The organism is Roseofilum sp. (assembly GCF_982964205.1).
In genome coordinates this window covers 22,127-36,844 of sequence record NZ_CEZBFX010000045.1, presented here as the reverse complement: position 1 = coordinate 36,844, position 14,718 = coordinate 22,127, and the positions used below count along the sequence as shown (strand labels likewise).

General features: G+C 44.0%; 12 protein-coding genes and 1 pseudogene. 8 read left to right on the top strand and 5 right to left on the bottom strand.

Features of this window, described 5'->3' with window-relative positions; translation table 11 throughout:
- The 3 genes and pseudogenes from AC3A14_RS12995 to AC3A14_RS12985 form a co-directional block, all read right to left on the bottom strand.
- Nucleotides 1-181 (bottom strand): annotated as a pseudogene (locus AC3A14_RS12995) (DUF6883 domain-containing protein); the annotation flags it as partial.
- Between the two features lie 345 nt (nucleotides 182-526).
- Entirely contained in the window at nucleotides 527-1,729 is a 1,203-nt protein-coding gene (locus tag AC3A14_RS12990) for a phosphoglycerate kinase (RefSeq protein ID WP_318734034.1), read from the bottom strand.
- Nucleotides 1,692-1,823: a hypothetical protein gene (locus AC3A14_RS12985; protein WP_318699771.1), complete on the bottom strand. Its 132-nt coding sequence runs from the start codon at nucleotides 1,821-1,823 to the stop codon at nucleotides 1,692-1,694. Before AC3A14_RS12985 ends, AC3A14_RS12990 begins: the two co-directional genes overlap by 38 nt.
- Between AC3A14_RS12985 and AC3A14_RS12980 the strand changes: the two genes are divergently transcribed.
- The 6 genes from AC3A14_RS12980 to AC3A14_RS12955 all read left to right on the top strand — a co-directional run bounded on the left by AC3A14_RS12980 (nucleotide 1,822) and on the right by AC3A14_RS12955 (nucleotide 8,448).
- Nucleotides 1,822-2,232 carry a universal stress protein gene (locus tag AC3A14_RS12980; protein WP_318699772.1) on the top strand — a complete coding sequence of 137 codons (411 nt, stop codon included), beginning with the start codon at nucleotides 1,822-1,824 and terminating at the stop codon, nucleotides 2,230-2,232. The genes AC3A14_RS12985 and AC3A14_RS12980 overlap by 2 nt on opposite strands.
- Nucleotides 2,233-2,257: 25 nt before the next feature.
- Nucleotides 2,258-3,103 (top strand): ribosome biogenesis GTPase YlqF, encoded by an 846-nt coding sequence (gene ylqF / locus AC3A14_RS12975; protein ID WP_318734036.1) that lies wholly within the window; start codon nucleotides 2,258-2,260, stop codon nucleotides 3,101-3,103.
- 113 nt (nucleotides 3,104-3,216) lie between these two features.
- Entirely contained in the window at nucleotides 3,217-5,442 is a 2,226-nt protein-coding gene (locus AC3A14_RS12970) for a diguanylate cyclase domain-containing protein (RefSeq protein ID WP_318734038.1), read from the top strand.
- Between the two features lie 125 nt (nucleotides 5,443-5,567).
- The gene (locus AC3A14_RS12965; protein ID WP_271940242.1) at nucleotides 5,568-5,876 is read left to right on the top strand and encodes a hypothetical protein; all 309 of its coding nucleotides are present in this window, start codon (nucleotides 5,568-5,570) and stop codon (nucleotides 5,874-5,876) included.
- A gap of 87 nt (nucleotides 5,877-5,963) precedes the next feature.
- Complete coding sequence (locus tag AC3A14_RS12960) at nucleotides 5,964-7,691, top strand: succinate dehydrogenase/fumarate reductase flavoprotein subunit (RefSeq protein ID WP_318734040.1); 1,728 nt, start codon at nucleotides 5,964-5,966, stop codon at nucleotides 7,689-7,691.
- A 367-nt stretch (nucleotides 7,692-8,058) separates the two neighbouring features.
- A complete protein-coding gene (locus AC3A14_RS12955) occupies nucleotides 8,059-8,448 on the top strand; it encodes a hypothetical protein (RefSeq protein ID WP_318734042.1) in 390 nt (129 codons plus the stop codon).
- Between the two features lie 14 nt (nucleotides 8,449-8,462).
- Here AC3A14_RS12955 and AC3A14_RS12950 read toward each other — a convergent pair whose 3' ends face one another.
- Nucleotides 8,463-9,320, bottom strand: a complete 858-nt coding sequence (locus AC3A14_RS12950) for a Uma2 family endonuclease (RefSeq protein WP_318734044.1) — start codon at nucleotides 9,318-9,320, stop codon at nucleotides 8,463-8,465.
- Between the two features lie 39 nt (nucleotides 9,321-9,359).
- The gene (locus AC3A14_RS12945; RefSeq protein WP_318734046.1) at nucleotides 9,360-10,325 is read right to left on the bottom strand and encodes a glycosyltransferase family 2 protein; all 966 of its coding nucleotides are present in this window, start codon (nucleotides 10,323-10,325) and stop codon (nucleotides 9,360-9,362) included.
- 52 nt (nucleotides 10,326-10,377) lie between these two features.
- Between AC3A14_RS12945 and AC3A14_RS12940 the strand changes: the two genes are divergently transcribed.
- Nucleotides 10,378-12,471, top strand: a complete 2,094-nt coding sequence (locus AC3A14_RS12940; RefSeq protein WP_487779017.1) for a hypothetical protein — start codon at nucleotides 10,378-10,380, stop codon at nucleotides 12,469-12,471.
- A gap of 66 nt (nucleotides 12,472-12,537) precedes the next feature.
- Complete coding sequence (locus AC3A14_RS12935; protein WP_318719548.1) at nucleotides 12,538-14,658, top strand: hypothetical protein; 2,121 nt, start codon at nucleotides 12,538-12,540, stop codon at nucleotides 14,656-14,658.
- Nucleotides 14,659-14,718: the final 60 nt, after the last annotated feature.

Below are 14,718 nucleotides of genomic sequence, written 5' to 3'. Positions count from 1 at the left end.
TATCTTCCTTGGCTTCATTGGCTTTAATGAATTTTTGAAGAGCCGTTTTTAAGTCTTGCCAGTTTTCTAAGTAAAATCCTCCTTGGGCTAAATATTTGGATTTGTCATTTCTCTGTTTCAAGATCAAGAGATATTGAGTTAATTTAGGATCGGGAATGATTGCATCTTCTGGTATCTTCATAGCTCTGGGCAAAAGGCTATTTGGAGTTGGGAGAGTGCAGATAGGAGAGATCGCCTGCTTAATTGAGTTTCAACCAGCCAAAGATCTCCTCCATGGTTAACTCTAAAGCAATGCCGGCTAGGATTTGGGGGCGATCGCCTTAAACCCATAGGCTGTGATAATTAAATTTAGTTTTTATCTTAAATGCTCTTGTTATAGTATTATTATTTACAGGAATTATTCAATTAGTAAGGAACAACTGAACAGATTGAAAAGCATTGACCCTCTCTTTCCTGCAACTTAGGAAAAGGGAGGATCAACAACACTTACAGGATCGGGCAATTTACCCGTTGTTCCCCAGCTAAATTATGCTTCATCTAAAGCAGCAATACCGGGAAGTTCCTTACCTTCGAGCAGTTCCAAGCTTGCGCCACCACCAGTAGAAATGTGACTCATTTGATCGGCAACGCCAACTTTTTCCACAGCAGCAACCGAATCACCCCCTCCAATAATAGTGGAAGCACCGGTTTTAGTCAGTTCAGCCAAGGAGCGAGCGATCGCCTCTGTACCCTTAGCAAAGTTCTCAAACTCGAATACACCCATTGGCCCATTCCAGATCACCGTCTTACAATCGGCTAAAGCCGCCTTAAAGGTTTCCACCGAATCCGGGCCAATATCGAGTCCCATCCAACCATCAGGAATCGCATCGACACTGACCGTTTGGGAGTTAGCATCAGCAGCAAAATTATCAGCCAACACTACATCTGTGGGTAATAACAGGTCTACACCCCGTTCTTTCGCCTTCGCTTCCAAAGATTTTGCCAACTCTAGCTTATCTTCTTCCACCAAAGACTTACCGACATTCAGTCCCCGCGCCTTATAGAACGTGAAGATCATGCCCCCACCAATCAGGAGCTTATCGCATTTTTCCAATAGGGTTTCAATAACACCAATCTTGCTCGATACTTTCGATCCACCAATAATAGCTGCTAAGGGTCGTTGGGGACTTTCGATCGCCGCTTGCAGATACTGAAGTTCCTTCTCAATCAAAAATCCAGCAACTGAAGGCTTCAGATATTTAGTCACCCCTTCCGTAGAGGCATGGGCCCGGTGAGCCGTTCCAAAGGCATCATTAACATAAAGATCGGCAATAGAAGCTAACTGTTTGACAAACTCTGGGTCATTTGCTTCTTCTCCAGCATGGAAGCGCACATTTTCCAGTAGCACCACATCGCCATCGTTCATGCTGGCAACCGCAGCAGCCACTTCATCACCAATACAATCATTCGTTTTCTTCACCTCTTTACCCAGAAGTTCAGATAGCCGTTGAGCGACTGGAGTCAAACGCATGGACTCATTCACTTTTCCCTTGGGTCGGCCGAAGTGAGAGGTTAAAATAACTTTAGCCCCCTTGCCCGTCAAATCCTGTATGGTAGGGAGAGCGGCACGGATACGAGTATCATCAGTGATAGACCCATTATCAATGGGGACATTGAAATCCGCCCGCATCAGTACCTTCTTACCAGAGAGATCAGAAGCCAACAAATTGGCGATCGTTTTCTTGGGCACAGGATAAACCTCCTTCAAAAAATTTTTCGTTATGTTGTTGATTACGCCATCGTCCACATTGTATAGGAGTCCGTGTCTCGGAGGTAAGACCCATGTTTAAGACTGTTCTGTTTCCGATTAACAAAAGCCAAGAAACCTTAGCCGCCACTGAGGTGGTGATGGATATTGTCAAAACCTATGGCTCTCATCTGATTTTACTTTCTGTCCTGGAGAGTGAGACCACTGAAGAGAATGCCTCTAGAGACCCGATGACCTCCCATGAGCAAATTGCTGAACTTTTAAATAAAGTCCAAACTGGCTTTTCTAAGAATGGAATTGAGGCTCAAATCCTGGAACGGCAAGGGAACCCAGCCTTTACGATCTGCGATGTCGCCGATGAAATAGATGCCAAGCTGATTATCATGGGAAGTCGGGGTGTTGGTCTGACGGAAGAAGGGCCAAAGGATAGTATTACCAATCAGGTGATTAACCTTTCTCCTTGTCCCGTCTTGATTATTCCCTAATGTTCCTGATTTTCTCATTCTGATTATGATTCAATGGTATCCCGGACATATTGCTAAGGCAGAACGTTCTCTAGCCGAACAACTCAAACGGGTTGATGTGGTCTTAGATGTTCGGGATATTCGTATTCCCCTGACGACACAACACCCGAAACTGAAGGAGTGGGTGGGGAGTCGGGAGCGAGTGCTGGTGCTGAACCGGATGGATATGATTTCTCCAGAGATGCAAGATTTATGGTTGCAGTGGTTTAGCGATCGCCAAGAGAAGCCCTATTTTACCAATGCTAAATTGGGTAAGGGAATTCGAGAAGTGACCCAAGCGGCGATCGCCGCTGGTGCAGCGATGAATGAACGCCGACGTAACCGAGGAATGCGTCCGCGTCCCGTGCGAGCCGTGGTGGTGGGATTTCCCAATGTGGGAAAATCGGCCTTAATTAACCGGCTCTTGAACCGTAAAGTGGTTCACAGTGCTGCGCGTCCAGGGATAACTCGGCAACTACGCTGGATTAAAATTTCTGCTGATATTGAGTTATTAGATGCTCCTGGAGTAATTCCAGCGCGGTTAGAAGATCAACGAGATGCGGTGAAGTTAGCCATTTGTGATGATATTGGTGAAGCCAGTTATGATAATCAGCGGGTGGCGATCGCCCTTTTGGACTTATTGTACCAACTGAATACCCATGTTAATACCTTGGATAAACTGCGATCGCGCTATGAAGTCGAGTCTGCAAACCTCTCTAGTGAAGACTATTTACATACCCTCGCCCAAACCAAATACCTCGGAGATTTAGAACGCGCTGCTTGTCAACTGCTCACCGACTTTCGTAAAGGTCACTTAGGGTTATTCTCCCTGGAATTACCTCCTTTGCGATAATCTTCTATAATCTCAGGGCCAGCACTCAGTACAATAGACCTCTTACATAAAGCAGGTAGAAGATATAAGATTAACTCAGGGTTTGCATGATTTAGCACAGGGAGCCAATTCTAATGGCCGATCGTTTTTTTCACCCCCCTAAAACGGTTCCTTTATCCATCTATATTCTCGTGCCTGTCGTATTGCCTATCCTAGTGGCAATGACACTCACCGGATGGCTCTCCTTGCGCCAAAACCATCAGTTAGTCCAACAATTATCCCTGCAATGGATGCAGGAAGTAGCCGATAGCCTAGAAACAAGACTCACCCTTAATCTCGATTTTCCTCAAGAGCTACTCAACTCCTATCCCACCCTTCCCTTAGATGATGAGAGTGCCTTATCCAATCAAAACTGTTTTTGGCCCTTCCTCAACAGTTTTCCCCACCTTCAAGGTATTTATTTAGGATTACACGATAGCGGAGACCTACTCGCTATTCATCGTACAGAAAATGGTGAAACAATTTGTACCCAAGCTAATCGTGAAACAGAGCAACGTTTATTGTCCTATCGTCTCAACGATCGAGGTGAAATCCAAGAGCAAATCCAGGCTGCTTCTACTCCCTATGATGTGCGCCAAGAATTTTGGTATAAAAACAGCTTAATTGAAGAAAACCCGACAATAACTATTATACCATCCTCTTCCCACGCTAAGAACTCTGTCCATCTGCAACTCAAGCAACCTTTATACAACACTGAACAAGAATTAGTTGCGGTCAGTAGAATAGATTTTAACCTCGATTTGTTTCTTGATTATATTCAAGAAAAATCTAGGAATTTTTCCGCAAATATTCTTGTTTTTGATCCACAGCTAAACCTCTTAAATCACTCTGCATTGACTTCTGAGAAACAAAACGCTCTCGACTCCGATTTAGTGCCTGAAATTCAAAATCATCTCCAGAATCCATCCAGCGATCGACTGCAAATCATTAACCACAATAAACAAAACTATTGGATTTTAAGTTCTCCCTATCATTGGCCTGGCGAGCAGCAATGGTGGATCGCTATCATAGTCCCGGAACAACAAATATTTAAAACCGTACAAATCAATTTTCGCAATCACCTCTTGATTAATTTATCTGCGTTATTAATCGCCATAACTTGGGGAGGGTTCTGCCTTTATAAGGTGAGCTATGTTCTCAATCAGTTGAGCCAGAACGTAGAAGAAGCTCTTTATGGAAACTTGCACTTTAAAAGTTGGAATAAATCCATCGTCGATCCTCTGGATAGATTAATCAATCGTGCGCAAAGGCTATCCGATTATGGCTCTCAAATCATGGAATCAATCCAAGAGGAAAATAAACGCTTATTAGATAAAGTCGATTCGGGGACAAATTTATTGATAGAAGCCGTAGAAAAAGCCGATCAAGCCAACCTAAAATTGCAACAATCTCAATCCCTGTTAGAAAGTATTATCAATAGTTCTATGGACGGGATTATGGCGTTTCAGTCCATCCGAGATCAGCGCGGTAGTATTGTTGATTTTGAATGGATTGTTTGCAATCAAGTTTCTGCCTACTTTTTTCATATAAAAACAGTTAATCTAGTGGGGAAATCTTGGCTTCAAGAAATCAAAAGTCCTAATCTAAGAAGCTTATTCGATCATTATGTGAGTGTAGTGGAAACGGGTAGAAATGTAGAATTAGAGTTTCCCTACGATTATCAAACAGAACGGGCTTGGTTTCATGTTATTGCGGTCAAACTAGGGGATGGCTTATCCGTGAACTTTCGGGATATCACTGACCGAAAAAAATCTGTGTTTGAACTGCGTAAAATGCTCGATGAGGTGCATAAACTTGCCAATACAGACGGCTTAACCAAAGTTGCAAACCGTCGTCAATTTGATGAATGTCTCTATCAAGAATGGTTACGTTTAAAGCGCGATGGCTTACCCCTATCCATCATTTTATGTGATGTGGATTACTTTAAGCTCTATAATGACACGTATGGACACCAAGCGGGGGATGACTGCCTGATTCAAGTTGCTCGAGCCATTCAACATTCAGTCCGACGCGCTAGTGATGTTGTTGCTCGCTATGGAGGAGAAGAATTTGTTGTCCTCCTTCCGAATACGTCAGAAGACGGGGCGAAAGTGGTTGCCCAGTTAATTCAGTCCAAAATGGAAGATTTGCAAATTCCCCATGAAAGCTCGAAAGTTTCTTCAACCGTGACGATTAGCTTGGGGATTGCCACCTTGGTTCCTACAGCACAACTATCTAAAGAAAGCTTGATTGCTCTAGCGGATGAAGCGTTATATGAAGCTAAGGAACAAGGGCGAAATCAATTTGTAGTTAAATCTTAAATCTGGGGCAGGTAACGTAACAAAATGTTGCAAGTCTTTGAAAACTATTGAGAAATGCCCCAAAGTCCTCTACTGCCTTTACCCTAGTTCATTAAAATAATGTTAACTTTCCCCAATACCAACTTATGAACGATCAACAGAGCTATCGCCTCCATTGCACCCTCTCCTTTGGAGATATCTACGGACAAATCATTGTCTGGTTAATTGTAATTTTCATCAGTTTAGCAGCCGCCTTGGCCTTAATGGGTGCAGGGAGTCCGGTTTATGCCTTAGCCACGGTGGGATTAATTCTCGTTCTTTCTTTACCATTTCTGTTGTTTAGCTTTGTGACGACCTTACTCAACCATATTGAATTTATGCCGGTTGAAGAGCGCCAGCAAAAACGCTCCTCTCGTGCAGGAGCATCCCAAAATCCAGCACAAGCAGCCGGTTAACCGGATTCGTAATGGTATTGTTGTAGGGGCGAAGGGCCCCTACTAATTGCCTGTTTTTTGACCCAGTTGGAGAAGATCAACCAAACCATGTTAGAGCATGATGTAATCATTGTTGGCGGTGGACTGGCCGGGTGTCGTGCGGCTGTGGAAATTGCCCGCACCGATCCTAGTCTGAACGTTGCTGTAGTGGCTAAAACTCATCCGATTCGATCGCACTCGGTGGCGGCTCAAGGGGGTATTGCAGCTACCTTGAAGAATGTGGATTCTGAGGATAGCTGGGAAGCTCACGCCTTTGATACAGTGAAAGGTTCCGACTATTTAGCGGATCAGGATGCGGTGGAAATTTTAGCGAAAGAAGCCCCGGATGTGGCGATCGATTTGGAGCATTTGGGGGTTCTCTTTTCCCGTCTCCCGGATGGGCGCATCGCTCAACGAGCTTTTGGGGGCCATTCCTATCGTCGCACCTGCTATGCTGCGGATAAAACGGGTCATGCAATCCTTCATGAGTTGGTGAATAATCTGCGCCGCTATGGGGTAAAAGTCTATCAGGAATGGTATGTGATGCGCTTGATCCTGGAAGAAGGGGAAGCGAAGGGTTTGGTAATGTACCACATCCTGGATGGTCGCTTAAAGGTGGTGCGAGCGAAGGCGGTGATGTTGGCGACCGGGGGCTACGGCCGGGTGTTTAATACCACTTCCAATGATTTTGCTTCGACGGGAGATGGGTTAGCCATGGTGGCGAGGGCGGGTTTACCGCTTCAGGATATGGAGTTTGTACAGTTCCATCCGACGGGATTATATCCAGTTGGGGTGTTGATTTCTGAGGCAGTCCGGGGCGAGGGGGCTTATTTACGCAACAGTAAGGGCGATCGCTTCATGGAACAGTATGCGCCAAGCAAAATGGAGTTAGCACCCAGGGATATTACGTCTAGAGCTATTACTCTGGAAATCCGCGCCGGTCGGGGGATTCATACGGATGGCAGCGCGGGAGGGCCCTTTGTGCATTTGGATCTGCGCCACATGGGCCGGGAAAAAATTATGAGCCGCATTCCGTTTTGCTGGGAAGAAGCCCATCGCTTGGTGGGTGTGGATGCGGTGGAGGAACCGATGCCCGTGCGTCCGACAGCCCATTATTCTATGGGGGGGATTCCGGTGGATACGGATGGCCGGGTACGCAGTGGGGTGGAGGGGTTTGTCGAAGCCCTATTTGCGGCTGGAGAATGCGCCTGTGTGTCGGTGCATGGGGCAAATCGTCTAGGAAGCAATTCTCTGTTGGAATGCGTGGTTTATGGCAAACGGACGGGGGCGGCGATCGCCCAATATGTCCAGGATCGCAAGTTACCCAGTTTAGAGGAAACCCCTTATCTGCAAGAGGCACAAGAGCAAGTGCAAGCCTTATTAGATCAACCGGGAAACCAGCGCATTAATCCCCTACGGGAAGCCTTTCAAGATGCCATGAGCCAATATTGTGGCGTATTCCGCGACCAAGAATCCATGGAAAAAGGGTTAGAGATTACGCAAGAGTTGCAACAGCAATATGGCACGATTTATCTTGGCGATCGCGGATCTTTGTGGAATACCGAAATTATCGAAGCCCTAGAACTGAAAAACATTATGGTGGTTGGCCGCATGATTCTCACCTCTGCTCTCAACCGCAAAGAGAGTCGGGGGGCACATTCGCGGGAAGATTTTCCCCAACGGGACGATCCCAACTTCCTCAACCATTCTTTGGCGTTTTATTCAGCCGCAGGTATTGATGTTCAGTATCGCCCGGTAACCCTAACCCAGTTTGAACCCCAGGAGCGGAAGTATTAATTAGGTTATGCATAGGGGCGGGTTTACGGAATTCACTGGTAGGTATCGCAGATTTGGGTATAACCCGCCCCTACTTGAATAGAATTGCCTTCTTCTCCTGTCCACCTTACCCACTTTTAATCCTTGATTAATCCCATAATTTAAAGTGCAGGAGTAATATCAAATCCGAATAATCAGTTACACTATGTCATTGCGAATCGAGCGAAGCGGAATGAAGCAATCTAGCCAATCCCGGTAATCTTGGCGTTTCCGCTTCGCGGACATGAAAGCGAAGCTTGCGCGCGCGTTAGCACGAATGCTTTCCTGCGGTCGCAATCACAACTGTTTAACCGGATTTAATACAATAATATAACTCATCATCAGAAATATGGCCGCTGAACATCTTGATTCATCAGTAAGTTTTGGCAAGCAATCTGCATATAATGAGTTAATCGATGTATGGGATGAATGCCAAATTTCAGGTTGGGATGGTTATGATGCTCATCCTGTCGAGAAAGAGACTTTTGAAAATGCTTGGGCTGTTGTTGCTGCTTTACCCATTACTTATCCATTGCCATCATTCAATGCAGAGCCAGATGGCCATATCACCTTGGAATGGTATTGCCATCCTCGTTGGATACTTTCTGTAAGCGTAAGTCCAGAAGGATGGCTTTACTATGCGGGTTTATTTGGAGAGAGTATCACTCAAGGTTCTGAAGACTTTTTTGGTAATGTACCAAAAACTATTCTCGATTTGATTGAGGGTGTAACTGACTAGCTTAAAACATAATATCAGGTGAGATTATCAGGATCGAGACCCAGTTGTTGCAGGTGTTCTCTTAATTGTTGAATCTTCTGATTTTGTTCCTCAACAACGGTTTCAGCTAGGTTTGCCCTCTCCCGTTCGCGATCGCGCTCCGACTCAGCCTGATTTGCCCGTTCGCGTTCGCGCTCAGCCCTCTCTTGTTCGCGCTCAGCCTTCTCTTGCTCTAGCAGAGCCACTTCTTCTGGTAACAAGACCAAATTGTCCTCTGGATCGTAAAAACGCAACCAAGGGGCATTTTCTTTCATCAACTCCCCTTGCCAAGTGCCCAACCATAATTCCAAACTTGGACACCATAACCACCCGTGCTGATTAGGGCTAATTTCCTCATACTTGCGGTTAGCGCCTAAATGCCATCCCTGTAGTGAGTTAGAGTCAAAGGGATTGTAGACAAAATAATCGCTGGTTCTAAAGGTTTGTTCATATAACCTTTTCTTTTCATTGAGATCCTGTTGGGCAGTTGAGGGTGACATCAATTCGACAATGACATCAGGATAGCGTCCTTGCTCTTCCCACACGATCCAACTGCGGCGCTCTAGGGTTCCATCTACATTTAAGACGACAAAAAAATCCGGCCCGCGAAAGTCTTTGTTTCTCACTTGGGCGCTGCTGTAGTAGACGAACATATTGCCACTACTATAGTAATCGTTGCGTCCTTGATAAGCCTGGTGCAAGGACGCAATCAAGATATTCATGCCGATGCGATGGCGGTTACTTTCCAATGGTTCTCCGTCGTCATACGGTAAATCGGTGGGTGGAAGAGGAATGACTTCTTCTTGAAGGGTTTCGGTTTGAGGTGCTTGTTCATCTATTAATTGAACCGACATTGTTTTTTTTCCTCAATACTGAATTTATTTAGTATAGCGCTATGCCTGGCGATCGCCCTTTTCCCAACCTCGAATTTCCGCTAAGGTATAGAGGGGACGGCCTTTGACTTGTTCGTAAATGCGGCCGATATATTCGCCTAGAATGCCGATGCTGACGAGTTGTACGGCTCCCAGAAAGAAGATGGCGATCAGAATGGTGGCAAACCCGGTGAGGGGTGCGGTGGGGGCTACGATGCGCCAATAGAGGACGAGTACAGCCATGAAGAGGGCGATCGCCGCAGCCGCTAAACCGAGATACGTGGATAGCCGTAGGGGAACCTTAGAAAAAGACACAATTCCATTAATCGCCAGGGAGAAGGATTTGGTAAAGGTGTATTTGACTTCACCTGAAAATCGGGGGCTACGCTCGTATAAAATAGCCGTTTGATGGAAGCCCATCCAAGCTCGCAAGCCTCGAATATAGCGATCGCGCTCTGGCATCTGATTTAACACATCCACCACACACCGATCCATCAAACAAAAGTCACCTGTATCCGTGGGAATCTCCACCTCTGATAGATAGTTTAGTATCCGATAAAACAAGTAAGCCGTCCATCGTTTCCGCTTTTTTTCTTGATGTCGGCGGGTTCTTTGGGCATAAACCACTTGATAGCCCTGTTGCCATTTTTCCAACATTTCTGGAATTAATTCCGGGGGATCTTGCAAGTCTGCATCTAAGATCACGACCGCTTGACCGCGCGCATAATTTAAACCCGCAGTTACGGCAATTTGGTGACCAAAATTACGGGCAAAACTGAGATAACAAACCCGCTTGTCCCTCTGATACAATTCCCGCAATAAACGCAAGGAAGCATCCGTACTGCCATCATTAACCAAAATTAATTCCGTCTGTCCCTCTAATTGCTCCATCACCGACTGGAGACGGTTATACAGCTCAGGAATCGTGTTTTCTTCATTGTAAATCGGAACAATAAAAGAATAGGTTGGCTTGACAAACAGTTCCATGTTTATTTACAATGTATCTTTTACAACAAATTATGGGATATAAATTAGGGGCATGATTAAACCTGATTGTATTAAACCATGGTTGGGGCACGTCATTTGTTTCATGCTTCTAGTCATTACCGTTTCCAGTGGTACAATTCTTTATGTCTCCAGCGAACAGTATTTTCACTTTTGGGATTTTGCCGCTTATCAAATTTGGGCCCAAGAAAGTTTTACCGCCTTTAGCCAATCTTGGTTAATAGGTTGGCAGGAACTGCAAGCGTCCTTTTCTCAAAGTTATAATAAGCTCTATACGTTACCCTTGATTCCAGGGTTGTGGCTATTTGGAGACTCTCGATTAGGCTATATCCTCAGTTTGGCGATCGCCTATTTAATTCCCTTCACCTTAGCCATGGGCGCGATCGCTACCCAACTTATCCGTATTAATCCCCCCTTCGTTTTCTGGTCAACCGTCTTTTTCAGCCTCTGTATTCCCGGAAGTTGGTTACTCACATTAAGAGGGTATCCAGACACGGGAGCCGCCCTATTTATCGCTCTGGCACTTTGGATTTACTTAAAAAATACACGCTTAAAACACGGGTGGCAAATCCCTCTAATTGGAATTTTATTAACCTTCGCCTTTTTATGGCGCAGGCATTTTGCCTATTCAGGAATTGCCCTCATTCTAACCTTCATTATTCAAGGTATACTCACTTATCTTAAAGAAAAAAATATTAAGTCACCTAAAGCAATCAATAACCTGATTGAATATCAAATTAAAATCGCCTTAATTGGCGTAACCAGCTTTCTCGCATTAGGGCTGATTGCGCGACCCTATTTACTTCTAGCCATCCAAAGAAATTATACGGATCTTTATCAATCCTATGTCAGACCCTATGGCGAACTGTTGCACCAATACCTTCGCTTTTATGGAATCAGTTTACTGGCTGTAAGTATCCTGGGCTTGGTTATGGCTTCGGGGAAGTTAAATCGCCAACCTTATCGTATCGTATTTATTTTTTATGCGATCTGCACCATAGAATGGATCGGCATTCTCCGCTATGGAGGCTTTCACTATACCATACATTTCACCCCCTTAGTAATTTTAGGTGTCATCTCCTTAGTTTGGGTCATCATCAGAGCCACCAGTACACCCATCAGAACCGGCTTAGTTTGGGCAATCATCGGTTATTTAATACTTAACTTAATCCTATCGTTTACTCCCTTAGGAAAACCCTTCAGCCGCCCTCCTCGGAACATCCTATTTTCTTTATATTCGCCTCCTCCCTACCGAGAAGATTATCCTGAATTATTGCGACTAGTGAAAGCTTTACGTCGCCTGGCACCGAATCAAGAAACCTTGTATTTTGTTGGCTCATCTTCGGCTTTCAATTACTCCTTAATTGTCTCAGCAGAAAAAGAATTATATGGTCAAGATGGCTCTAAACTTTATATCCGGCAAACCCCAATTGTAGATTCTCGCGATTGGTATCCTCTGGAACAGTTTTTACAGGCAAAATATGTGATTATTGCCAAACCGTTTCAACATCATCTTACCCTTGAAGAAACTGATGTGGAGAAAGTCATTTATGATATTTTTGATCGGAATTGGCAAATAAAAACAGACTTTCAGCAATTACCCTTAGAATTTAAACTGGAAAATAACATCAAACTTGTCATTTATCAACGAGTACAAAACACCTCGGTAGAACTTGCATTAAAAACTTTTATACGGATGAAGGAGAGGATAGGCGATCGCCCTGGAAATCAACCGCCATGGATCGCCTTAAATCCTAACTTTCAAACTGCCATTTTACCCCAATCCGATACCTATACCGTAGCCACCTCTTTTAATGAGCAAAATTACGATCAAATTCTAGATATTCTCTGGATTAATGCTCTCCCTAATCCATTTATCTTAACCGGAAAGCCTGTATTTTCTAGTGATGTTTGTCCAGAGTCCAACTTACGGTTATCTTGGATTAATCCACAAGGTGAATCAGAATATCTTACCGAAACCAGCTTGCGTGTTGAGGATGCATCGGTGTTTGAATTGCCATTACAGCCAGTTTCCGAAGGCTATCTCAATCTCAGCTTAAGGGTAGCTGATCCCAAAACTTTCACCACCACTTGTTATCTAAGAATTGATCGACTAAACTTAGAATAGATTCCCTAGAACTTGAGTATCGAATGCCAGTTTATTCAGATTGATGATAGGTTGTCGATTCGGGGCATGAGTAAACCTAATTTTATTAAACCATGGTTGTGGCACGTCATTTGTTTGATGCTTCTAGTCGTTACCGTTTGCAGTGGTACAGTTCTCTATGTTTCCAGTGAAAAATATTTTCACTTTTGGGATTTTGCCGCTTATCAAATGTGGGCGCAAGAAAGTTTTACCGCCTTTAGTCAATCTTGGTCAATCGGTTGGCAGGAACTGCAAGCATCTTTTTACCATAATTATAACAAGCTGTATACATTACCCTTAATTCCAGGGTTTTGGCTATTTGGAGACTCTCGATTAGGCTATATCCTCAGTTTGGCGATCGCCTATTTAATTCCCTTCACCTTAGCCATGGGCGCGATCGCTACCCAACTTATCCGTATTAATCCGGGTCTTGTGTTTTGGTCAACCGTATTTTTCACCCTCTGTATTCCCGCCAGTTGGTTACCCATATTACAGGGGTATCCAGACACTGGAGCCGCCCTATTCATCGCCCTAGCCATCTGGATTTACTTAAAAAATATATGCTTAAAACACTGGTGGCAAATCCCCTTAATTGGGATTTTATTAACCTTAGCCTTTTTATGGCGTAGGCATTTTGCCTATTCAGGACTTGCCCTCATTTTAGCCTTAATCATTCAAGGTATCATCACCTATTTTGAAGATAAGAATAAAGCATCATCTAAAGTTATCAAAAACCTGATTCAATATCAAATTAAAGTCGCGTTAATTGGCTTAACCAGCGTTCTCACCTTAGCCGCGATCGCTCGACCCTATCTAGCAATAGCAACCCAAAGGAATTATAGCACTCTTTATGAATCCTATGTTATGCCCTATGGGAAACTCTTTCATCAATATGTTGATTTTTATGGAATCGGTTTACCGATCTTTAGTGCAGTGGGTTTGATTCTCGCTTGGAGAAGCAAGAATCAGATTGGCATATTCTCTCGCCCATCTTATATTATTCTATTGACTTTTTATCCGATCTGTGCCATAGAATGGATCGGAATTCTGCGCTATATGGGCGTTCAATACACCCTGCATTTTACTCCCTTGATAATTTTGGGTTTAATCACCCTAATTTGGGCAATGATTAGTTTGATTAAACCGCCTATCAGAAATCTTTTAATTGTCACAGTTCTTGGCTATTTAGCCCTCAACCTAACCCTATCTTTCACTCCCCTAGGACAATCCTTAAGCCTAACTCCAGCAAAAACACTCGTTTCCTTATACGCACCGCCTCCCTACCGATCTGATTATCCTGAGTTAGTCCGACTGATGCAAGCATTACATCGCCTTGCCCCCAATCAAGAACCCTTATATTTGGTTGGATCTTCTCCTATTTTCAATAACTCCTTAATTGTTTCAGCAGAAAAAGAATTGTATAGTCAAGATAGTTCTCAACTCTATATCCTGCAAACTCCAACCTTAGATTCTCAAGATTGGTATCCCCTAGAACAGTTTCTACAGGCAAAGTATGTGATCGTTGCCCAACCTTTTCAACATAATATTGCCATTGAAGAAACGGGCGTAGAGAAAGTCATTTATGATATTTTTAATGAGAATTGGCTAATTGCAGCAGACTTTGAGCAATTACCCCTAGAATTTGAACTGGAAAATAACATCAAGCTGGTCATCTATCAGCGACTGCAAGATACTTCGGCAGAGACTGCATGGAAAACTTTTATACAGATGCAAGAAGTTATCGGCGATCGCCCGGGAAGTCAAGAAAATTGGATTACCCTCAACCCTAACTTTAAAGTATCCATTTTACCGGGACATAAAACCTATACCCTCTCGACCTATTTTAACGATCAAAATTACGATCAATCCTTAGATATTCTCTGGATTGACGATCTGCCCAACCCCTTGCTCTTAACAGGATTACCTCGCTTTTCAACTGACCTTTGTCCAGAATTTAGCTTGCAATTTTCTTGGATAAGTTCCCAAGGAGAATCAAAAACGGCTGCCGAAACTACCTTTAGTTTTTATGATGCCCCTGTCTTTGAACTTCCCTTAGAGCGTCTTCCAGAAGGCTATCTGAATCTCAGTTTAACAGTAACCGATCCTAAATCATTCACGACCCCTTGTTATCTAGGAATTAATCAACTACACTTAAAACAGATTCCCTAAAAGCAATTCGTGTGCCAATTGTTAGGAGGTAAGTTACTTAGAGTCAATTGTTTAAGACCA